The sequence below is a fragment of the Streptomyces sp. JL2001 genome, assembly GCF_050917515.1.
In the GTDB taxonomy this organism is placed as follows: domain Bacteria; phylum Actinomycetota; class Actinomycetes; order Streptomycetales; family Streptomycetaceae; genus Streptomyces.
Genome location: NZ_CP169421.1, coordinates 4,093,264 through 4,111,252, shown reverse-complemented (window position 1 = coordinate 4,111,252; position 17,989 = coordinate 4,093,264). Strand labels below are relative to the sequence as shown.

At 69.3% G+C, this 17,989-nt stretch carries 25 protein-coding genes; 17 read left to right on the top strand and 8 right to left on the bottom strand.

Annotated features, from left to right (window positions below; translation table 11 throughout):
* Window positions 1-210 precede the first annotated feature (210 nt).
* The 4 genes from ACE1OA_RS18350 to ACE1OA_RS18335 all read right to left on the bottom strand — a co-directional run bounded on the left by ACE1OA_RS18350 (window position 211) and on the right by ACE1OA_RS18335 (window position 2,542).
* A complete protein-coding gene (locus ACE1OA_RS18350; RefSeq protein WP_384875401.1) occupies window positions 211-672 on the bottom strand; it encodes a DoxX family protein in 462 nt (153 codons plus the stop codon).
* A gap of 81 nt (window positions 673-753) precedes the next feature.
* Complete coding sequence (locus ACE1OA_RS18345) at window positions 754-1,230, bottom strand: YdeI/OmpD-associated family protein (RefSeq protein WP_384875404.1); 477 nt, start codon at window positions 1,228-1,230, stop codon at window positions 754-756.
* 126 nt (window positions 1,231-1,356) lie between these two features.
* A complete protein-coding gene (locus ACE1OA_RS18340) occupies window positions 1,357-1,770 on the bottom strand; it encodes a VOC family protein (protein WP_164402824.1) in 414 nt (137 codons plus the stop codon).
* Between the two features lie 127 nt (window positions 1,771-1,897).
* Complete coding sequence (locus ACE1OA_RS18335; protein WP_384875407.1) at window positions 1,898-2,542, bottom strand: glyoxalase; 645 nt, start codon at window positions 2,540-2,542, stop codon at window positions 1,898-1,900.
* Between the two features lie 658 nt (window positions 2,543-3,200).
* Here ACE1OA_RS18335 and ACE1OA_RS18330 point away from each other — a divergent pair.
* The 3 genes from ACE1OA_RS18330 to ACE1OA_RS18320 all read left to right on the top strand — a co-directional run bounded on the left by ACE1OA_RS18330 (window position 3,201) and on the right by ACE1OA_RS18320 (window position 4,460).
* Window positions 3,201-3,887: a hypothetical protein gene (locus ACE1OA_RS18330; protein WP_432753082.1), complete on the top strand. Its 687-nt coding sequence runs from the start codon at window positions 3,201-3,203 to the stop codon at window positions 3,885-3,887.
* Entirely contained in the window at window positions 3,884-4,012 is a 129-nt protein-coding gene (locus ACE1OA_RS18325) for a hypothetical protein (protein ID WP_384875413.1), read from the top strand. The genes ACE1OA_RS18330 and ACE1OA_RS18325 overlap by 4 nt, the downstream gene beginning before the upstream one ends.
* Before the next feature lie 127 nt (window positions 4,013-4,139).
* Window positions 4,140-4,460: a hypothetical protein gene (locus ACE1OA_RS18320; RefSeq protein ID WP_384875416.1), complete on the top strand. Its 321-nt coding sequence runs from the start codon at window positions 4,140-4,142 to the stop codon at window positions 4,458-4,460.
* Window positions 4,461-4,570: 110 nt separating this feature from the next.
* Here ACE1OA_RS18320 and ACE1OA_RS18315 read toward each other — a convergent pair whose 3' ends face one another.
* Complete coding sequence (locus ACE1OA_RS18315) at window positions 4,571-4,747, bottom strand: hypothetical protein (protein ID WP_384875419.1); 177 nt, start codon at window positions 4,745-4,747, stop codon at window positions 4,571-4,573.
* Between the two features lie 759 nt (window positions 4,748-5,506).
* On the opposite strand from ACE1OA_RS18315, the gene ACE1OA_RS18310 reads away from it, so the two are divergent.
* Genes ACE1OA_RS18310 through ACE1OA_RS18285 form a run of 6 tightly spaced genes read left to right on the top strand, consistent with a single transcriptional unit; the run spans window position 5,507 to window position 9,675 of the window.
* Complete coding sequence (locus tag ACE1OA_RS18310) at window positions 5,507-5,950, top strand: WXG100 family type VII secretion target (protein ID WP_432753081.1); 444 nt, start codon at window positions 5,507-5,509, stop codon at window positions 5,948-5,950.
* Between the two features lie 19 nt (window positions 5,951-5,969).
* A complete protein-coding gene (locus tag ACE1OA_RS18305) occupies window positions 5,970-6,275 on the top strand; it encodes a WXG100 family type VII secretion target (RefSeq protein ID WP_356603489.1) in 306 nt (101 codons plus the stop codon).
* The gene (locus ACE1OA_RS18300) at window positions 6,275-8,050 is read left to right on the top strand and encodes an RNase A-like domain-containing protein (RefSeq protein ID WP_432753080.1); all 1,776 of its coding nucleotides are present in this window, start codon (window positions 6,275-6,277) and stop codon (window positions 8,048-8,050) included. Before ACE1OA_RS18305 ends, ACE1OA_RS18300 begins: the two co-directional genes overlap by 1 nt.
* Window positions 8,051-8,069: 19 nt before the next feature.
* Entirely contained in the window at window positions 8,070-8,648 is a 579-nt protein-coding gene (locus ACE1OA_RS18295; protein ID WP_384875429.1) for a hypothetical protein, read from the top strand.
* Window positions 8,649-8,705: 57 nt separating this feature from the next.
* Window positions 8,706-9,005 (top strand): RNase A-like domain-containing protein, encoded by a 300-nt coding sequence (locus ACE1OA_RS18290; RefSeq protein WP_432753079.1) that lies wholly within the window; start codon window positions 8,706-8,708, stop codon window positions 9,003-9,005.
* Window positions 9,006-9,018: 13 nt separating this feature from the next.
* Window positions 9,019-9,675: a contact-dependent growth inhibition system immunity protein gene (locus tag ACE1OA_RS18285; RefSeq protein ID WP_356776163.1), complete on the top strand. Its 657-nt coding sequence runs from the start codon at window positions 9,019-9,021 to the stop codon at window positions 9,673-9,675.
* Between the two features lie 109 nt (window positions 9,676-9,784).
* Here ACE1OA_RS18285 and ACE1OA_RS18280 read toward each other — a convergent pair whose 3' ends face one another.
* Window positions 9,785-10,000, bottom strand: coding sequence for a DUF6243 family protein (locus ACE1OA_RS18280; protein ID WP_356603479.1), 216 nt, complete (start codon window positions 9,998-10,000; stop codon window positions 9,785-9,787).
* A 213-nt stretch (window positions 10,001-10,213) separates the two neighbouring features.
* Entirely contained in the window at window positions 10,214-10,699 is a 486-nt protein-coding gene (locus ACE1OA_RS18275) for a DUF5994 family protein (RefSeq protein WP_432753078.1), read from the bottom strand.
* A 283-nt stretch (window positions 10,700-10,982) separates the two neighbouring features.
* Here ACE1OA_RS18275 and ACE1OA_RS18270 point away from each other — a divergent pair, with 283 nt between their 5' ends.
* The 8 genes from ACE1OA_RS18270 to ACE1OA_RS18235 all read left to right on the top strand — a co-directional run bounded on the left by ACE1OA_RS18270 (window position 10,983) and on the right by ACE1OA_RS18235 (window position 16,501).
* Entirely contained in the window at window positions 10,983-11,537 is a 555-nt protein-coding gene (locus ACE1OA_RS18270) for a DUF5994 family protein (RefSeq protein ID WP_356603475.1), read from the top strand.
* Between the two features lie 4 nt (window positions 11,538-11,541).
* A complete protein-coding gene (locus ACE1OA_RS18265) occupies window positions 11,542-11,751 on the top strand; it encodes a hypothetical protein (RefSeq protein ID WP_432753077.1) in 210 nt (69 codons plus the stop codon).
* Window positions 11,752-11,858: 107 nt separating this feature from the next.
* On the top strand, window positions 11,859-12,131 hold the full coding sequence (locus tag ACE1OA_RS18260) for a hypothetical protein (RefSeq protein WP_356603471.1): 273 nt from the start codon (window positions 11,859-11,861) through the stop codon (window positions 12,129-12,131).
* A 398-nt stretch (window positions 12,132-12,529) separates the two neighbouring features.
* Complete coding sequence (locus tag ACE1OA_RS18255) at window positions 12,530-12,733, top strand: cold-shock protein (RefSeq protein WP_356603469.1); 204 nt, start codon at window positions 12,530-12,532, stop codon at window positions 12,731-12,733.
* A 307-nt stretch (window positions 12,734-13,040) separates the two neighbouring features.
* The gene (locus ACE1OA_RS18250) at window positions 13,041-14,552 is read left to right on the top strand and encodes a DEAD/DEAH box helicase (protein ID WP_432753076.1); all 1,512 of its coding nucleotides are present in this window, start codon (window positions 13,041-13,043) and stop codon (window positions 14,550-14,552) included.
* A 45-nt stretch (window positions 14,553-14,597) separates the two neighbouring features.
* On the top strand, window positions 14,598-15,005 hold the full coding sequence (locus ACE1OA_RS18245) for a CBS domain-containing protein (RefSeq protein WP_432753075.1): 408 nt from the start codon (window positions 14,598-14,600) through the stop codon (window positions 15,003-15,005).
* Window positions 15,006-15,054: 49 nt separating this feature from the next.
* The gene (locus tag ACE1OA_RS18240) at window positions 15,055-15,366 is read left to right on the top strand and encodes an SCO5918 family protein (protein ID WP_356609991.1); all 312 of its coding nucleotides are present in this window, start codon (window positions 15,055-15,057) and stop codon (window positions 15,364-15,366) included.
* A gap of 808 nt (window positions 15,367-16,174) precedes the next feature.
* A complete protein-coding gene (locus tag ACE1OA_RS18235) occupies window positions 16,175-16,501 on the top strand; it encodes a MerR family transcriptional regulator (protein WP_432753074.1) in 327 nt (108 codons plus the stop codon).
* Window positions 16,502-16,631: 130 nt separating this feature from the next.
* Here the strand turns inward: ACE1OA_RS18235 and ACE1OA_RS18230 are convergent, their stop codons facing one another.
* The gene (locus ACE1OA_RS18230; protein ID WP_432753073.1) at window positions 16,632-17,840 is read right to left on the bottom strand and encodes an NAD(P)/FAD-dependent oxidoreductase; all 1,209 of its coding nucleotides are present in this window, start codon (window positions 17,838-17,840) and stop codon (window positions 16,632-16,634) included.
* Window positions 17,841-17,989 lie beyond the last annotated feature (149 nt).

Here is a 17,989-nt window from a genome sequence, read left to right as displayed (position 1 = left end):
GGTCAGGAGCCACACGAACAGGTTCCGTGCCATAGATTCCCAAGCTTCTGGCGCGGGTTCGATTCCCGTCATCCGCTCCTGAACGAAGGCCCTGGTCAGAGACCTGGGCCTTCGTCGTTGTCTGGATCTCCCTCAGCGTCCTGCACCGCCTCCGCACCAATCGGCGCCAGGGTCCAGCAGAGCAGCGAGGCCGCCGCGGGTCGGTGCAGGTCAGGGATTCCCTCCAAGGTGCTGCGCCCTTGTCGTCTCGTCGGACGGCCGTGGTGTTCGGGCTGTCGGCGCGGTAGGAACCCGCAGGAGGTCTCGCCAGTCGGCGGGCCAGTTGGCCAGCGCGAGGACGCCCATGATGACGAGGTGGGTCGGCGCGGCCCAGCTCTCCACCGCCGGGTCATGGTTGACGAGGTGGGTGGTGACCGCGCCGGTGAGCACGAACATCAGCGTCGTGGCGCCCAGGAAGCGTGTTCGCTTGTCGGGGATCACCAGCAGGACGGCGGCCGCACCCTCCAGGGCCCCGACCACGAAGCGCATCCAGGACGGGTATCCCCATTCAGTGAACTTCACGGAGTACGCCGAGCTGAATACCGTGTCGCCCGGCCAGTACTTGGTCACGGCGCCCAGCGCGAACTCAAAGGCCAGGAACCAGTACAGACCGGTCATGAGTCGCTTCGACATGCTTGTCCCTTCAGGGGAATTGGGCAGGGTCCGGCCTCCGCACGGCGATTGCAGTGCGGCCGGAGTCCTTGCTTTCGGGGGTCAGCCCCGCAGGGTGGCGATGGCCTTCTCGATGCGGCGTTGGCGGGTCTCGGGCTTCTTCGCACTCTCGATGGCGCGCACATGCTCGCGCTTGCGGCTGTAGGCAAGGTTTTCGTACGCGGCGCGGACGGCCGGGTCGTCATCCAGAGCCCGAGCGAAGTCCGCAGGCTCGACGACGACGCGCGGCTCGGTGTCGAGCTCCAGCTCGACCTCGACCTCCTCGCCGATCTCGACACCGGCGGCCTGCCGGTTGGCGTTGCTGAGGCCGAGCAGGTGACGGCCACGCAGGAGGGCGACCCGGCTCTTCCAGCAATGCCCGTTGACCGTGATCGTCACTGGCGGCCGCGCGCCCCCGCCGAGCGCCGCGACCACCTCGGGCGGAACTTCCAGGCCCCGCATGGGCTCAGGCGGCTCGACATGTGCCCGAAACTTCATGACGTTTCTCCTGTTCTTCTGCCGGTCGTTCTGCCGGCTCACCACGGATCCGACCCACCGGCTCCGGGGTGCCCGCTCCCACTCCCCACACCGGGACCATTGCCATGTCCTGGATGACTGCGGCACGCGCCACGCCGCCCTGGACGGCGGTGAGGCAAGAGATCGCGGCTACTCGGCGTAGGGCTGGTCGGTTCCTTGGGCGCTGTAGCCGAGGCTCCAGATGTAGCCGTCCGGGTCGGCGAAGGTGCCGCCGTACCCGCCCCACGGCAGGGCGCCGGCCGGCTTGAGGACCGTAGCCCCGGCCTGCCGGGCCTCCGCCATGATCTCGTCGACCCGCGTCTCACTGCGGACGACGTAGGTCAGAACCAGCCCGCTGAAGCCGCTGCCTTCCTGGTCCGTGCCCACCTGGTCGGCCAGGCCCTCGCGGCTGTAGAAACCGACCGGCGAGGCGCCGTCCGATGCGAAGAACACCGAGACGCCGAAGTCGCTCTGGATCTTCCAGCCGAGCCCCTCGGTGTAGAACCGCTTGGCCCGGTCCATGTCCCGGACACCAAGAAGGATCGAGCTGACGTGCGCTTTCATGTCTTGCTCCTTGCGCTGTAGATGTATACGTACCGGACGTCCGGGCCAGGGCCCGGCTGGCTCATCGGCGTGTGTTCGCCGGTCAACCGGTATGACGGACCGGGGGTCAGGGCGGCGTGGGGACGCGCTACGCGGCGGCCTCCCAGGCGAACCCGTCCAGGTCGGTGAAAGCGTCGGCGGTGCCGCCGAGGACGATGCGGTGCGAGCCGGTGCCGTCGACGGGAACGCCGAGGTCCTTGGCCAGGGCGCGGCGCTTGTACAGCGCCAGCTTGACGGGGCAGGCCTGACCGGCGGCGAACTCGGCGTACTTGCCGCCGAAGCTCTTGGCCACGGTCAGGCCCCGGCCGACGTAGAACTGCTTGGTGGCCTTCACGGCCTCGACGCCAATCAGCAGGACGACCTCGTCGATCTCGCGGGTGTCGGGGCCGGTGTCCTTCTTCTCCGAGGTCGCGATCTTCCAGATCGTCCCGTCCGGGGCCTGGACGACGCCGCTGTAGCCCCACAGCGACTTCGCGGCGGGCTTCAGGACGGTGGCGCCGGCGTCCACGGCGGCGCCGAAGAAGCCGTCGACGGTGGCCGGACGGGACACCGTGAGCGCCAGGGTGAAGCCGCGGAATCCGGTGGAGTGCGCCTCGGACGCCCGCAGGTTCACGTACGTGTCTACGCCGAAGGCGCTGTAGAAGCGGCGAGCGGCCTCGAGGTCGGCCACCTCAAGGGTGACGGACGCGAGGGACGTAACGGCTGTGGTGGAAGCGGTGGTTGCCATGACCATCACGCTAGGCGCTGTGCCGCGGCCGGGGCTTCTCGATTCCTGACTGGTCTTGGGACCTCGCCACGTACGCCGACATCCCCTCCACCTTGATCGCCGGCCCCGCATCGCGGGCCGCACCCGCGGCATCGGACCGGTCGGCCGCCGACCCGGCCACTCCGGCCCCGGAACTGCCGGTCGTCCTGACATGCCGGGCAAGGTCGCCGACTTCCTCTGCGCCGCAGAGCTGGACGGCCGAGCGGACCGCGCTCGACCAGGGCGTGACCGTACGGCGCGGCCAGGGCTACACCCTGCGCGTCACCACCGCACCAGCCGTCCCTCAGCGGTTCCTCGTGCACTGCCAGCCGCTCAACGCTCCTTCAGCGATCCCGGCACAGCGCAAGGCTCGCCGCGAGAACGCGAACCGCGTCCATGCTCTCGGAATTCGGCACCCTGCCCGCCAGGTCTCCGGTCGTGGTGTCCAGAAGCAGCAGCAGCGCCTTCCCTCCCGTCTGCGAAGAGTCACTATTCGAACGGCAAGGCCAAAGAGCGCAGCCTTGCCGGCCTCATCGGCACCAAGGGCACCGCGATCACCCGCGAGGCACAGGACGCCGAACCCATGCGTCAGTGGGAGGACATGCGAGCCACCACGGGTGTCCTCGACTTCCTCGCCGAACTCACCATGGATGTCGACGACATCCGGGAAGAGGCAAACAGGCTCCACGATGCGGCGGGAGGTGCGTTCCACCTCGCCCGGACGACCGAGAAGGAAGCCCGTGACCTGTGCGTGCACGGGCTGAAGCAGGCATACGAGCTACTGCCTGAATTCCGCATGGGCTTCGTTCAGAGGGTGGACATCGTGGCGGCCATCGCGTCCCTGAGGAGCGAGGCCAAGGAGGCCGGCAGCAATCCCCTCACCCACCTGCCCGGCAGCCCACCCAAGCAAGACCATGCCGGAGGAGTCGGAACCAACCCGGTCTCACCGACACTCCACGACATCCGGACGCGACTGTCCGCGCTTCCGGGTGCGGAGGACGGTTACTGGAGTCCGCCGTCGTCGAGCCAGGACCGGAAGGACTGGATCAACGCGAACAAGGAGATCATTCAAGCCGCGGCAAAGAACTCGGGATTGCCGGCGGACGTGGTCGCCGGCATCGCCTGGCAGGAGATCGGTGGACAGCCCGGCATCCTCGACGACCTCACGGACACGATCCGCGAGCAGGCGGACGCACCCTGGGGACTGAGCCCGGTCTCCCCGGAGAACCTCCCCTGGCGCCTCGGCGGAACCCCGGACGAGACGTCCTTCGGCCCCATCGCCATCCAAGTGCGCCGCGGAGCCGACGTCTCGGCTACGACCCCCAGAACATGACCGAACAGCAGCGAGCAGTCGTGGAGGAGTCCCTCCAGGACCCGGGGCAGAACATCTTCATCGCGGCGGAGTACCTGGCCCAGCTCAAGGCCGAGAGCTCGCCGACGTTCCCCCCGAGCAGATGACGCCCGAGCAGCGCCAGGAACTGGCGGCACGGTACAACGGTGGACCGTACTGGCAGGGCGATGACGCCCAAGCCTACGGACGGGCCTTCACCAAGAACCTCGACGAAGCCAAGGGAGCTCTCCAGGGATGTCCGATCGGCCCGATGCCGCCGGGACCGCCAGTGACGACGGCTGTCTGCGGTGGGTCATGTCGGTCCCGCTGGTGCTCCTCCACGCGATCGCCGCATGGTTCGTGTACATGGCCCTCACCATCCGGCCCGCGGGCAGCTGGGACGACGAAGCACAGGCCGGGATCGAACTGTCCTGCGTGCTCGCCATCGCCGCGAGCGGACTCGCCCTGCTGATCACCCTGCTTCCGTCGACCCGTCGCGCCATGGGCCCCTGGTGGCTCGCCCCACCGCTCCTCCTGGGCGCGGTCGCAGCCGCCCGGTGGGCAGTCGGGGTGTGAGGACAGGCGTCCGCACTTCGTGCCCCCCACCGTGACCTTCAGGACGGACACCAGTGGTCGACACGGGTGTCCAAGAGCTTGCTCGAGGTGGCGAATCCGCTGGAAACCAATCAGAGCGTGGAAGCCCAGATCAGGACTGCTACAGGAGTCAGCCCGCAGATGACGCCAACGGACAGGCACACATACGCCAGGGCTTTGAACACCTTTTGCCGTTGAGCACGGCAAGCGGCGAAGCAGGTGAAGCTTGCGATGGCCAGGCACGGCAGGATGATGAAGAAGAAGCCCAACGCAGCCACGGTGCCCCCACACTGATCACGTCACGGCCGAGCCGCGTACGCGGGCATCTTCGCAGACCGTATGACCCTCCGGCCCACCTCGCCGTGCACGCGAACCGCATCCTGGACACCAGCAGCGACGACCCCGATCGGCGCGTTGCGCGGAAGGCCCTCGAAGCATGGGGCCACGTCCCCGACCCTGAACCTTTCCGGGAGGAGCCCTGGGACTGGGGGCCACACAGCGATGGCCGCGGCGATCTCGAACCTCCCTTCTGATCGGTACGCGTACGGCCCACGGCGGACCACTGACCTCGCAAGGGGGTGGTGCGCGGCCGGCGCTGACAGGTTGTCTCCTGGCCATCAACGAAGCCCGACCGTCGGTTAGGTCCCGGACGAGTCTCCGGGCCGCCCCCAGACAGGCCGGGGATGCAACCATTGCCTTCAGAGCTGGAACCCCCGGAAGCCGACCGCGCGCTTGAGACCATAGAGGCCGACACCGACAACGGGCCTGCCCGTGGCTGGTCGTGAGAGGTGGGTGTCTGACTGCGCGACAACGCCGACGGACAGCGGCGGACGAGCGCGAACGTCTGCGGACCATCAGTGCTGGCCAAGGGCTGTCCCGTAATCCCCGGCGGGCGCACGACGGGTTGGATTCCCGTCCTCCGCTCGTGAGCGAAGGGCCCGGTCGACGACCGGGCCCTTCGTCGTCCCGGCCCTCCACACCCCAGCCCTGATCGACAGACCTCCACTCGCTAGGGTGAACACCCGTACGTGCAACAGGTGTACGAAAGGCGCGACGAGCGGGGGCTCAGGATGCGGAACGCCGATCTGGACGTCTCGGAGGACGGCCTCACCAGGCTGGCGAACGACCTCGACGAGATGCAGCGTTATCTGGAACAGCAGACCCGCGCCATGGACGCGGTCGTCGACAAGATCGCCGCGGGCTGGCAGGGACCCACCGCCACCTCATACCGCTCCCTGCACCGCGGTGTCGCCGAGGACGCCGTCCGCATCCGCCAGGTGGTGATCCTTCTCGAAGCGGCCATGCGTGCCTCCCGCGACGGCTTCACCGAGCAGGAGCTCGACACCCTGGCCCGCATCCGGCGGATGCAGGAGGGCGAGGACGTGTCGGCCGCCGCCCGCGCCCTCACCGTGCCCGACCCGGCGCCCGCGCCGGACGCGGGTCAGCCGAAGAGCCGCATTCTGGACGTCTGAACCACGGGGGATCAGCGCTATGCCGGACGACGACCGGATCACCGTCGACTTCGCCACCCTGCAGCGGCTTTCGGGGGACCTGGAGGACATCCTCCGCACCCTCAACGAGAAGCTGGACACGCTGTACGGGCGGGCCACCAAGGTCGTACTGACCTGGGACGGCGAGGCCCGCGAGGCATTCATCGACGAACTGGACAAGTGGAGCCGCTCCGCGGACGACCTCAAGGCCGCCCAGGCCTGGCTGCATGAGGTCGTGGTCACGGGACACCTCAACTATGCCGCGGCCAACAGGTCCGTACTGCAGGGCTGGGGAGGCGGCGCCTGATGGCCGGACCGTCCACCCCCGCCCAGTCACCGGGCGGCAACGGCACCATCGACGTCAAGCCGAGCGACCTCTGGTCGGTCTCCGGCCGCGTCGCCACGCAACAGGACTTCCTGATACGCGGCGCCAACAAGCTCCTGGAGGAGCTGCGCGAGTACCCCGACGCCGGAGGCGCCGGCACCGAGGCCCGGCAGTTCGCCCAGGCGTACAAGAAGATCGGCGACCGCTGGCTGGAGGTCTGGGGCAAGTCCGTACTCAGCGTCGGCGGCGTAGCCGTCGGATTCACCGAGACCGCCAACGCCTACACCCGGGCGGACGCGGCGGCCAACCCCAAGCCGGGGAAGACGGCCGAGCAGCGCCCGCTGCCCCCGGTCGTCGACAAGGCCCCGAAGTTCGACTCGATACCCGACATCAAGTGGGGTGACGACGACGGTGGCGACGACATCATGCGCGGCGCGATGGAGGCCATCCCCGAGATCGTCCGGGACGTGCTCCAGCCGCTGTGCAAGCACGTGTTCCGGGTCGGAAGGGTGGCGGACGTCCATCCCTTCCCCCAGCAGCACTACCTCAACTCCCTCTGCCACAGCTGGATGAACGTCTCCATCACGGCGTCGCTGGGGGCGGACCAGCTCACCCAGGCCGTCGGCACCATCACCAACCACCAGCAGGCCGACTGGGAAGCCGCCATGCGGACCTTCTGCAGCGCGCTGTGGGGCGGAACGGCCTGGGGGCGGCAGCAAAGCGGCTACCAGTGGGGGCAGACCGCGAACTCCGGCCCGGGCACGCCCCGCGTCCCCACGGGCAGCGAGCCCGTGCTGGCCGTTCTGAAGGACACGGCCGACAACATCGCCACCATCCTGCGCGAGTACGCGGAAGCCGCCGTCGACCTGAACCGCGACGTCGAGGACGAGATCCACCGCGCCATGCTGCAGGCCGCCAAGGAGATCATCGAGGACCTGGCCAAGCCCAAGAATCCCAAGGATCTCCTCGGCACCGTCACGTCCGCCATCGGCAAGGGTGCGGGCCTGATCCTCTCGTTCGACGTCAAGACCGTGCTGAACATCAACACGGCCAAGCTCAACCGGATCGTCGACACGTACACCGGCATCCTGGGCGGTCTGACCACCCGCATGGAGGCGCTGAAGGGGCCGCTGGACGAGGCACATCGGAGCGCCCCCAAGTTCGAAGCCGGCGTCGCCCGCGCACACGGTTTCGGGGCCCGGGCCCTGGACGAGTTCAAGCACGAGCAGCGGTGGACCGAATCGGGCGCCACCGGCAATCACGCCTTCGACCTGGCGAGCAACGAGTACCTGGGTGGGGGCCACACCCTGGACAAGCACGTGGGCAAGACCGACGAGCAGCTCGCTCAACGCCTGCGCGACCAGGCCCAGGACCACAACAACTGGCCGGAGCAGCGCAGGCCCACGATCGGCGGCTCGTCGTCCTTCAAGGACATGGCCAGCGCGCAGCGGCTGACGGAACACAATCTGCGGGCCAAACAGTCCGAGATAGACGCGTGGCTGGCCACCAATCCGCCGGAAGGGAAGACCGAAGCGTTCACCAGCCCGGCCCCCAACGGCGAGGACAGCGGCAAGTACGTGGGTAAGCAGCCGACTCCCGATCCGAACGATCCGAGCAAGAACATCCCGGGGACCGGGTACAAGGATCACGGGCTCGACGCGAAGGCGGTCGACGTCAAGAACGTGAAAACGATCCTGAAGTACGATTCCAGGCTCGATCCGCCCTACATCATCTACACGTCCATGCCCGCCCCATGACCGACCGACCGGAAGCCGAATGCATCCCGACGACAGCACTGCAGGCACTGCCTGGGACGCCGCGCTGGAGCGGCTCCTCGACGACGTCTACACCTTTGCGATGACCGGGCCCCGACGGCACGAGGACTGGGGACGGGATGTCCTGGCCGTCATGGACCGGACGGTCACCGACCCCCGGGGCTGGCGGACACTGGAGTGGCAGATCGACCAGGAGGGGCGCGAGAACGTCCGTCCCTCCTACCCGTTCCTGCCGCTCACGGTCGAGGAGGTACACGCGTGGACGTATCCCGTCACGGCGCCCGCCGCTGCTGAGCTGCTCGCCTCCATGACCCAGGAGTGGTTCTTCGAAGTCCGCCCCGTCCGGGCACGCGCCGACCGGGACGATGTGCTGGCCGACGCCTGGACGCTGCTCGGCCGGTTCGGTGCCGACGCCGTCTTCCGTACCTCCTCCGACCTGGCGCGGACGTCCTCCTCGCCGGACTTCCTCGCCGGCGAACTCGCCGGCGGCCGGGCCTTCACCGACCACCTGATGGACCTCGGACTGATCGCCGTGAGCGCGGACGAGGTCGGGGTCTTCTGGTCGTTCAACGCGAACTGAGCACACGCACAAGGCGCCGGTGATCAACCGTTCCCGGCATCCTGGAGGATGGTGACCATGCTGACGCGATCTGCGACGTATCCCGACCGGGAGACCGCCCACTGGGCCACCCAGCAGGTGGTGAACGCCAACGAGCAGGTCATCCATCGCTGGCTCGCCCAGGGCACCCGTGCCCGCCTCACCATCGAGGCCGCCTGGCCCTCCCACGAGAATCCCGTGGGCCGGGTCCAGCTCGAAGCCGAGCTGCTGGCCGGGCGCGGCCCCGTCGACGTCCGTGCGGCGCGCGTGGTGCTGCGGCGCGAGCCGTCGAGCCCGCACGGCTTCGTCGTGCACACGACCATCCCGTTCTACCTGTAGGGGCCGCACGCGCATGTCCATGAAGCCCCTCGAACACGATCGCCGGTACGGCGAGCTGGACCAGGTGATGCGCGCGTACCTGGGTCAGCCGGCCGACGACACCCCGGAACGGCGCAGTCGCGCGCTGGACGCCTACCTCCGTCACACCTGGCACACCCGCCCCTCGGCCATCGCAGAGGCGGAACGCCAGCTGCGCGAGTACAGCCGCAACCCTCCGGGCCGCATCCGGCAGGGCCTGGGCGAGTTCTACGCGATCCCGGACACCGGGATGCCCCAGGCCCGGATCGGCGAGTGGCTGATGGTGCTTGCCGACCACCTGAAGAAGAGCATCGAGGAGGGCGACGTACCGGAACCGTCGTCCCCGCAGACGCACTGGGAGTGGCACGCCCGCTTCCCGGAGACCGCGCAACTGCTCGGCGGCTGGTTCTCCCAGGACATCGTCGACGAGTTCCCCGACCACGACGCTGCCCTCGCCGACTACGCCGCCACCACCCACCCCCAGCTGGTCGCACGCCTCGTGGGCGAGCTCCACGAGCTGCTCGCGCTCCCCCTGGACGAGGGCGACTACGCCCTGGCCGCCGCCGAACTCGGCGTGGAGGTCGGCCCGCCCGAGCCGTTCTCCTACGGCGCCTGGCTCCAGTCGGTGGCGACGACGCTGTCCGGCGTCTGATCCGGCCCTCTTTCCCGCGCTCATGGCGCGGGTTCGAGTCCCGTCATCCGCGCATGAACGAAGCCCCAGGTCAGTGACCTGGGGCTTCGTCGTCGTCCGGACCTCTTCGTCAGCTCTGTGCGGTGTCGTCGCCCGGCTGCCCGGCGCCCTCGGCCGCGCCCGCCTTCTCGCGCATCTTGCGCACCAGCTCCGCCTTCCGGTCGGCGGCACCCTGGCGGTCGAGGTTGCGGTGCGGACCGTTGTTCTGGCGTTCGGCGCGGGACAGCCTCTTGCGCTGGCCGCCGCCCTGGCCCACGGGGTTGTTGATGTTCTTGCTCACGGTCATGGGTTCTCCCGGTAACGATGTGAAGTGCTCTACGGATTCCTCGGTGGGGGACGGGCGCGGCGACGTCGAAGGACGTCAGCAGGAGCCCGTCACGCTCTCACTCGTGAATCGGCGCCTGAATCGGCGTCTGGAAGAACATGACAAAGACGGTACCCGGTTCCGCCGGCCCCGCACACCACGCTCTCGCCGCCCCCGGTCGGCCGGTGCGACGGTTCACCGAGTCGACTCGGCGATGCCGGGAACAGGGGCGACGAGGATCTGTGCGGCCGAAGTGACGTTCTGCGCGTCGACCGCACGGGCCATCGCCACGAGCGCCGCGTCGGCCGTCGTGTGCGGCGGGACCACGAGCAGCGCGAAGTGATCGTGGTCGCCACGGGTGATGAGCACGGTGTCGTCACCGACGGGGAAGGAGTCCAGGCGCACGCCCCGGTCGTCGACGACCACCCGCGCCGGGACCTCCTGCCAGGCGGCGGCGTCCAGGCCGACCCGCGTGATGGGGCCGAGGTGCTCGGTGAGCGCCTGGATCAGGCCGGGCAGCTCGGTCATGACGTCCCGGGAGCGGGGCCACCAGGCGCCGTCGAGGACGCCTTCGCGGGATTGCGTCGTCTGCAGCCGAAGCAGGGCCGTGCCGGGCTTCACCGCTCGGTGGATCTCGTCCGGAAGGAGCTTCGGAGGGGTGGGGGTGTCTGATTCGGCCATGGTGGTCCCCTGTCTACGCGGGGACGCCGACACCTCATGGGCGGCGTGACACCGCCGTGGTCTCACGGTACTCCGCGTGGCTGTGGTCCCGCCCGCGGCCGTCGGCCGGGACCGGTTGTTCCCGGTGGGAAATCACCTGGTCAGAACGGCTCGTCCGACGACGGGGCGGAGTAGGCTGAAGGTACCGGGAGTAACTCGAACACCCGCTCCCACGCGGACGTCGTTTCCGGCGATCAAGACACTGGGCCGCCCCGCAGGGCGGCCCGGGGACGGGTCCGCGATCATGACCGCCACCCTCACGACCCCACTCTCGGCGCGCCTGTCGCTGACACCGAAGACCACGAAGGCCGGCCTCCTGGACGGCGCCTGGTGGCCTCGTTCGCGTGACCTCGCCGCCGAACTTCCGCCTCTGGTCGACGCGTTGGACAAGCGCCTGGGACGGATCACGCGTGTCCTGGTGAACCCCACCCGCTGGCCCGTCGTCCCGCACAAGGTGCCCGTCACCGGGCACATCGTGCACGTGGGCTGGTTCACCGAACAGGATCCCGACAAGATGATCCTGCTCTCCTACACCGTCAGCCGCTGCGACCTGCTGGTGATCCCCCCGGAGACCGAACCCGCCGCAGCCGCCCGGCTCATGGCCGCCGCCGCCACCCCCGGGGGTGTCCTCACCGCAAGTGTCCTGATGTCCGACGAAGCCGGGACCGGCCGCCGTATGCGGGACGCCCGGAGCCGCGAGGACGCCTGGGAGACCGATGGCGGGTCCGCCCTGCCACCCCGCCGGCACCCGGTCGTCGGCGCGCGGATGATCGCGATGCCGGGAAGCATGCGGAGGTGACGACATGGAGACCCTGATCGCGCTGGCGGCAGGCGCCCTGGTGATCGCACTCGGCATGCGCCTGATCCACCAGCTCAACGCCCAGCACGACGCACGCATCGCGGCGCACCACTTCAGCGATCCCTACCCGGCCCTCATCCGGCCGCCCGGGCACAGCCACCACCCGTCGACAGGGCAGGCCGCCCGCCGCCCGGTCACGGGCACCTGGCCCTGACCACCGCCCCAGACCACTCCTCCGACCGAAGGCCCCCGGGTGACCCACGGCGACGAAGTCCGGGCACCAGCGGGGCCTTCACCGCTTCACAGGAAGAGGACTCGATCATGGCGACACTCCGCGAGCGACAGGACTACCGCGAACGGGTCCTCACCGCCCTCTACGAAGCCACCGAAGGCAACCGTCTCCTCGGAGTCCCGGGGCGGAAGCTGCGGAACGACCTGCGCATCCCGGAGGAGGACCTGGCCGCCGCCTGCACCTACCTGGCCGGCGAGGAGCTGATCACCGTCGACTGGGACCCGGGCAACACCCCCACGATGGTCTCCCTCACCCACCAGGGAATCCGCCGCATGGAGGCCGAAGAGGAGGCACGCGGCTGAGCCGGACCGTCCGATGGCCCGCGCGCTGCCGCCCGATGACCCGCGCGCCCTCCTGGCTCGTCCGGACGTCGCACCCGGCCGACCTCCTTGCGTCCAAAACGCTGCTCTCGGAGTGGATGAATACTGTGCTCGCGGTCTGAGAATTTGACGGCCCTCGCCGGGAGAGTTTTTGCCGGAAACACGGAGTGGGAAATATTCTACGCACACAAGCCGCGGCAGCGTGCTACTGTCGAACTCAGTTGCAGTTCTGGTACCCAAAAACTTCAGCGCCTCCCATCGGCCCCGGCCGTACGGAAGCGCTTTGTATTTCCGGTCATTTTTCCGGGCAGGGCATCATCGCGGCGACACGGCGTCCGTACGGTACGGATTCCGGCGTACTGCCCCAAAGGAGATATGACATGGCTGCAGGCACCGTGAAGTGGTTCAACGCGGAAAAGGGCTTCGGCTTCATCGAGCAGGACGGTGGCGGCCCCGACGTGTTCGCCCACTTCTCGAACATCGCCGCCCAGGGTTTCCGTGAGCTCCAGGAGGGCCAGAAGGTCTCCTTCGACATCGCGCAGGGCCAGAAGGGCCCGACGGCCGAGAACATCGTCGCCGCCTGACGCTCACGCCCGACCAGCAGCTGGGGCCCGCATCCCTCGGGGTGCGGGCCCCAGCTGCTCGCATTTCCGCAGCGGTTTCACCTGCGGGCAAGAAAGCTCAGCTCAGCAATTCAGTCTCCCTGAGCCGCATTCGCCGCTGTACCGGATTCACTTCCACGCGGCGTCACCTACTTCTGCTTGCGCCGACACGGTTCTCCCGTGGGCCAAGGTCGATCTCGAATTCCATCCGGCCCGTTCCGGTGATTCCGCGCGCTGCTCATTCGCTGCCGGAACTCCTCGATACGCGCCGTATCGAGGAAGGTTCTGAATGAACCCCACACGTACGAACAGCCGCTCTTCCCGCACCCGCCGCACCGGCGGCCCCGCGTTCGGCTCCACCGCCTCCCCGGTTCGGGGCAGTCGTTTCGGTTCGTCGGCGTCGAACCGCTCGGGTGGCCCGAGCCGGTCGGGCGGCCCCGGTCGTCACCGCACCACCGTCCAGGGCGAGTTCGCCCTGCCGAAGACGACGTCTCCGGCACTGCCCGCCGTCGAGGCGTTCGCCGACCTCGACATGCCCGACCAACTCCTGGCCGCGCTCACCACACAGGGCCTCACCGTGCCCTTCCCGATCCAGGGCGCGACACTGCCGAACTCCCTGGCAGGCCGCGACGTCCTCGGACGCGGGCGCACCGGCTCCGGCAAGACCCTCGCCTTCGGACTCGCCCTCCTCGCCCGCACCGCCGGACAGCGCGCCGAACCCCGCCGGCCACTGGCCCTGGTCCTCGTCCCCACCCGAGAACTCGCCCAACAGGTCACCGACGCCCTCACCCCCTACGCCCGCGCCGTGAAACTCCGCCTGACCACCGTCGTCGGCGGCATGCCCCTCGGCCGCCAGGCCAACGCCCTGCGCGGCGGCACCGAAGTCCTCGTGGCCACCCCCGGCCGCCTCAAGGACCTCATCGACCGCGGCGACTGCCACCTGAACCAGGTCGCCATCACCGTCCTCGACGAAGCCGACCAGATGACCGACATGGGCTTCATGCCCCAGGTCACCGCACTCCTCGACCAGGTCCGCCCCGACGGCCAGCGCATGCTGTTCTCCGCCACCCTCGACCGCAACGTCGACCTCCTGGTCCGCCGCTACCTCACCGACCCGGTCGTCCACTCCGTCGACCCCTCCCAGGGCGCCGTCACCACGATGGAACACCACGTCCTGCACGTCACCGGAGCCGACAAACACCGCACGACGACCGAGATCGCCGCCCGCGACGGCCGCGTCATCATGTTCCTGGACACCAAACACGCCGTCGACCGCCTCACCCAGGACCTCCTCGACAGCGGCGTCCGAGCCGCCGCCCTCCACGGCGGCAAGACACAGCCACAACGCACCCGCACCCTTGCCCGCTTCAAAACCGGCCACGTCACCGTCCTGGTCGCCACCAACGTCGCCGCCCGCGGCATCCACGTCGACAACCTCGACCTCGTCGTCAACGTCGACCCGCCCACCGACCACAAGGACTACCTCCACCGCGGCGGCCGCACCGCCCGCGCCGGCGAGTCCGGCAGCGTCGTCACCCTCGTCACCCCCCACCAACGCCGCGGAATGACCCGCCTCATGACCGCCGCCGGCATCACCCCCACAACCACCCAGATCCACCCCGGCGACGAAGCCCTCACCCGCATCACCGGCGCCCAAACCCCCTCCGGCATCCCCATCACCATCACCACCCCAGCGCCCGAGCAACGCAAGCGCGGCGCGTCCTCCCGCGGTCGGCGCGGTCCCGCTGCGGCTGCCCGGCGCGGCAACGTGCGGCGTACCGCCGTCGGCGCGGCTGCCTGACTCCGCGTGATCCGGAAGCTGACCCATCTCTGCAGGAGGCACGTTGTGACGCTGGTCCAGATGCAGCCCCGCCCGGCGAGTACCACCTCCGTGAACGGGCCGGAGGCCGACGCCGTGGACACGGCCGGACCGCAGGTCTGCGACGACATGACCGTCGAGGTGGCCCTGTCCGTCATGGCCGGCGCCCGTACCGGACACCTGCTCGTCTGCGACAACGACGGTCTGTGCACCGGACTGGTCACCCTGGCCCGGCTCAGCACCGTCCGCGACAGCTCCGCCTACACGGACCGGCTCCAGCTTCGCGACATCCTCGGCGACGGCGGGCTGCTCACCTCGCCGGCCGAGATGATCGCCGAGCACGCCCTGCACCACCGCCGGAGCGCCACCCCGTCCCTCGTGGACGAACGGGACAACGCTCCGGGCATCCTCGATGCCCTTGCCCTTGCCCGCTGAACCGTCTCACCTCGGCGGAACACCCCCCTTCTCTCCCTGTGAGGCAATCGTGCGCTGTGTCATCGCCCGCTTCCCGTTCGAGCTCACCAAGAGCGGCGTCCTGGACTCCATGAAGGGCGTCAAGCCCGAGGAGGTCGTCGGTGAGTCCGTGATCATCGGCCGCCGCACCTACCCCATCAAGCAGGTCGGCCAGGTCATCACCCGCCAGGACCGCCGCGATTTCACCGCCGACGAAGTCCTTCGGGCCATGACCAAGCTCGGCTTCACCTGCCGCGGCCGTCACCAGACCGCCCCGCCCACCCGCGCCCTCGACCCGTTCCAGCACGCCTCGGCGCTGCTCGGCTCCCCGGTGGCCGTCTGACCGTCTGACCGATGAGAGAGCGCGAACTGACGCGCGAACAGCAGGAGGGCCCGACCGGCACACGCCGATCGGGCCCTTTCGCGTGCAGACGGCTTCCGACGGACCGGTCCGGGGCTCGTGCCCGGCCTGCGGTGCGGCCCGGCGGGACCGCCCTGCGCCCGCTCATCTCGCTGTTCGAGTTCGATTACCTCGCTGCCGAACAGGCAAAAATCTATGCTGGCGAGAGTAGACATTGGACGGTGGCGTGGTTATGGTTTCTCTCGTAGCTCAGAGAGACAGCAGGGCCTGGCAGAGACGAACTGCCGGCAGTAGCAGCAGTACAGGTGGTTGCAGTTCGCAGGACGGTGCGGCGGTGGAGTTTCGAAGCCAGGGTTGTTGCAGGACGGCGACGGGACTGACGGCCGGACCGGGTGGCCCGCAGTGATCAGGGGCCGCCGGCGCGGGTCCGCGGTCATGACAGACGCGGTACCCGTGAGCGCAGTACGCAGTACCCAGCAGTGAAGTCAGTGAGCAGTACGCAGTACCCAGCAGTGAAGTCAGTTCGATCACCGAGGGAAGAACGGAGGAACCGCGCCATCAGGATCGCCCGGGTGGAAGTCGTGAGCCCGGGTACCGCAGGACATCGATAGTGAGGTGGTCTCCGGTCAAGCAACCGCGATCCCCGCACCCCCGACAGCAGCCAGGTCGGGCCCGCGGACACAGAACGCCGGCGCAGTGTCAGGGCCGGCAGGTGGTGTAGTAGTTCCTTCGGGGCCCTGGTGCCGTACGGCACCAGGGCCCCTCAACGCGTTCCACGAGAGAGGTGCAGATGACAGCAGACGACTCGTACGACCGGCTCGACGACGACGATTACCCCGCCTACACGATGGGCCGGGCCGCCGAGATGCTCGGCACCACCCAGGGCTTCCTCCGCGCCATCGGCAAAGCCCGCCTGATCACCCCGCTGCGCTCCGAGGGCGGCCACCGCCGCTACTCCCGCTACCAGCTGCGCATCGCCGCCAGGGCTCGGGAACTGGTCGACCAGGGAACCCCCATCGAGGCCGCCTGCCGCATCGTGGTCCTGGAGGACCAACTCGAGGAAGCGCAGCGCATCAACGCCGAATACCGCCGCGCAGCCGAACAGGCGATCAGCTGACCGTCGACTGAAGCGGTACGCCGCCGGACACCGGCGGGCCCCGCGCACGGACACCGGCGTTCCCCAGGTCGGTGACCCGCGGTTCTTGTGTGGTCCGGGCACGTGATCCTCCGTCTCCGCGGACGTTCGATCAGACCGCTGCCCGCGGGGCGGTGGCGGGGGCCTCGGCCTGCTTGGCCTGGAGCAGTCGCTGTCGCGTGGCGCCGCCCGAGACGCGGTGCAGGCGGTACCCGCCGGGCTTGTCCGCCTCGTCGGCCAGGTGCTTGACGACACCCGTGCACACGGCCTCCTTGATCTTCGCGCCCAGGCGTCCGTCGATGTTGAACCACACCGCGACGTCGGACCGGTTGGCGAACTGGAAGATGCCGTCGCCCCGGCCCAGGCTGATGCACTGCGCGGCGAACGACTGGTTGAGGGTCTCGGGCCGCTCCCCCGCGATCCGGCTGAGCACCGTGTCGGCGGCCCGCGCGCCCATCGGCATCGCGGCCTGGCAGCTCATCCGCAGCGGCAGGTCCGACGGGGCCGCCGAGTCCCCCGCCGCGATGATGCGTTCGTCGTCCACGCTGGTCAGCGTCTCGTCCGTGAGCAGGCGGCCCAGGGCGTCGGTGCTCAGCCCGCTGCGCACGGCCAGGTCGGGTACGCCGAAGCCGACGGTCCAGATGGTCACCGCGCTCGGCAGCTCGCGGCCACCACTGAGCCGGACGGCGTCACGGGTCACCTCCGTCACCCTGGTGTCGGGACCGTCGAGCACGGTCACCCCGAGCCCGGCCAGGCGCCGGGCGACGGAGCGGCGGCCCCGGGGGTGCAGGTACGGGCCGAGCACACCGCCGCAGACCAGGGTCACGGTGCGGCCCGCCTCCGCCAGCTCGGCGGCGGTCTCGATGCCCGTCGGACCGGCTCCGACGACCGTCACCGCGGCCGTCGCGGACGCGGCGTCGAGGACCGGTCGCAGTCGCCCGGCCTCCTCGAAGGTGCCGATCGGGTGGGCGAACTCGGCCGCGCCGGGCACGTTCGGGTCGGCGCTGCCACTGCCGACCGCGTAGACCAGGTAGTCGTAGCCGACCGTGCCGCCGGACGCCAGCGCCACGCTGCGCCCGGCCGCGTCGATCCGGGTGACGGTGTCGACCACCAGTCGGACGTCCTGCCCCAGGACCTCCCGGTAGTCGACGACCGGGTCGCCCGTTCCGCCCACCAGCTGGTGCAGGCGGATCCGGTGGACGAAGGTCCGGCGCGGATTGATCAGCGTCACCGTCACGTCGCCGCGCTGCGTGAGGCGATTGGCCGCCATGACACCGGCGTACCCGCCGCCGATCACGACCACATCGATGTTCTCGCCCATGGTGTGTCCTCCGCTTCAAGGGGTTCGGCCTCAAGACGCCGACGAACCGGTTTCTGTGACAGGTACGGCCGTGTGACCTGCGCGACAACCAGGTTCACGTCCATGCAATCACTGCACTGCTGTGCAGCGACTGCACGAAGATATACTTA

Coding starts and splice junctions, on each gene's coding strand:
- ACE1OA_RS18350 (WP_384875401.1), bottom strand. CDS start 672: ATGTCGAAGCGACTCATGACCGGTCTGTACTGGTTCCTGGCCTTTGAG.
- ACE1OA_RS18340 (WP_164402824.1), bottom strand. CDS start 1,770: ATGAAAGCGCACGTCAGCTCGATCCTTCTTGGTGTCCGGGACATGGAC.
- ACE1OA_RS18335 (WP_384875407.1), bottom strand. CDS start 2,542: ATGGTCATGGCAACCACCGCTTCCACCACAGCCGTTACGTCCCTCGCG.
- ACE1OA_RS18330 (WP_432753082.1), top strand. CDS start 3,201: ATGGATGTCGACGACATCCGGGAAGAGGCAAACAGGCTCCACGATGCG.
- ACE1OA_RS18325 (WP_384875413.1), top strand. CDS start 3,884: ATGACCGAACAGCAGCGAGCAGTCGTGGAGGAGTCCCTCCAGGACCCG.
- ACE1OA_RS18320 (WP_384875416.1), top strand. CDS start 4,140: ATGTCCGATCGGCCCGATGCCGCCGGGACCGCCAGTGACGACGGCTGT.
- ACE1OA_RS18305 (WP_356603489.1), top strand. CDS start 5,970: ATGCCGGACGACGACCGGATCACCGTCGACTTCGCCACCCTGCAGCGG.
- ACE1OA_RS18300 (WP_432753080.1), top strand. CDS start 6,275: ATGGCCGGACCGTCCACCCCCGCCCAGTCACCGGGCGGCAACGGCACC.
- ACE1OA_RS18295 (WP_384875429.1), top strand. CDS start 8,070: ATGCATCCCGACGACAGCACTGCAGGCACTGCCTGGGACGCCGCGCTG.
- ACE1OA_RS18290 (WP_432753079.1), top strand. CDS start 8,706: ATGCTGACGCGATCTGCGACGTATCCCGACCGGGAGACCGCCCACTGG.
- ACE1OA_RS18285 (WP_356776163.1), top strand. CDS start 9,019: ATGTCCATGAAGCCCCTCGAACACGATCGCCGGTACGGCGAGCTGGAC.
- ACE1OA_RS18280 (WP_356603479.1), bottom strand. CDS start 10,000: ATGACCGTGAGCAAGAACATCAACAACCCCGTGGGCCAGGGCGGCGGC.
- ACE1OA_RS18275 (WP_432753078.1), bottom strand. CDS start 10,699: ATGGCCGAATCAGACACCCCCACCCCTCCGAAGCTCCTTCCGGACGAG.
- ACE1OA_RS18270 (WP_356603475.1), top strand. CDS start 10,983: ATGACCGCCACCCTCACGACCCCACTCTCGGCGCGCCTGTCGCTGACA.
- ACE1OA_RS18265 (WP_432753077.1), top strand. CDS start 11,542: ATGGAGACCCTGATCGCGCTGGCGGCAGGCGCCCTGGTGATCGCACTC.
- ACE1OA_RS18260 (WP_356603471.1), top strand. CDS start 11,859: ATGGCGACACTCCGCGAGCGACAGGACTACCGCGAACGGGTCCTCACC.
- ACE1OA_RS18255 (WP_356603469.1), top strand. CDS start 12,530: ATGGCTGCAGGCACCGTGAAGTGGTTCAACGCGGAAAAGGGCTTCGGC.
- ACE1OA_RS18250 (WP_432753076.1), top strand. CDS start 13,041: ATGAACCCCACACGTACGAACAGCCGCTCTTCCCGCACCCGCCGCACC.
- ACE1OA_RS18235 (WP_432753074.1), top strand. CDS start 16,175: ATGACAGCAGACGACTCGTACGACCGGCTCGACGACGACGATTACCCC.
- ACE1OA_RS18230 (WP_432753073.1), bottom strand. CDS start 17,840: ATGGGCGAGAACATCGATGTGGTCGTGATCGGCGGCGGGTACGCCGGT.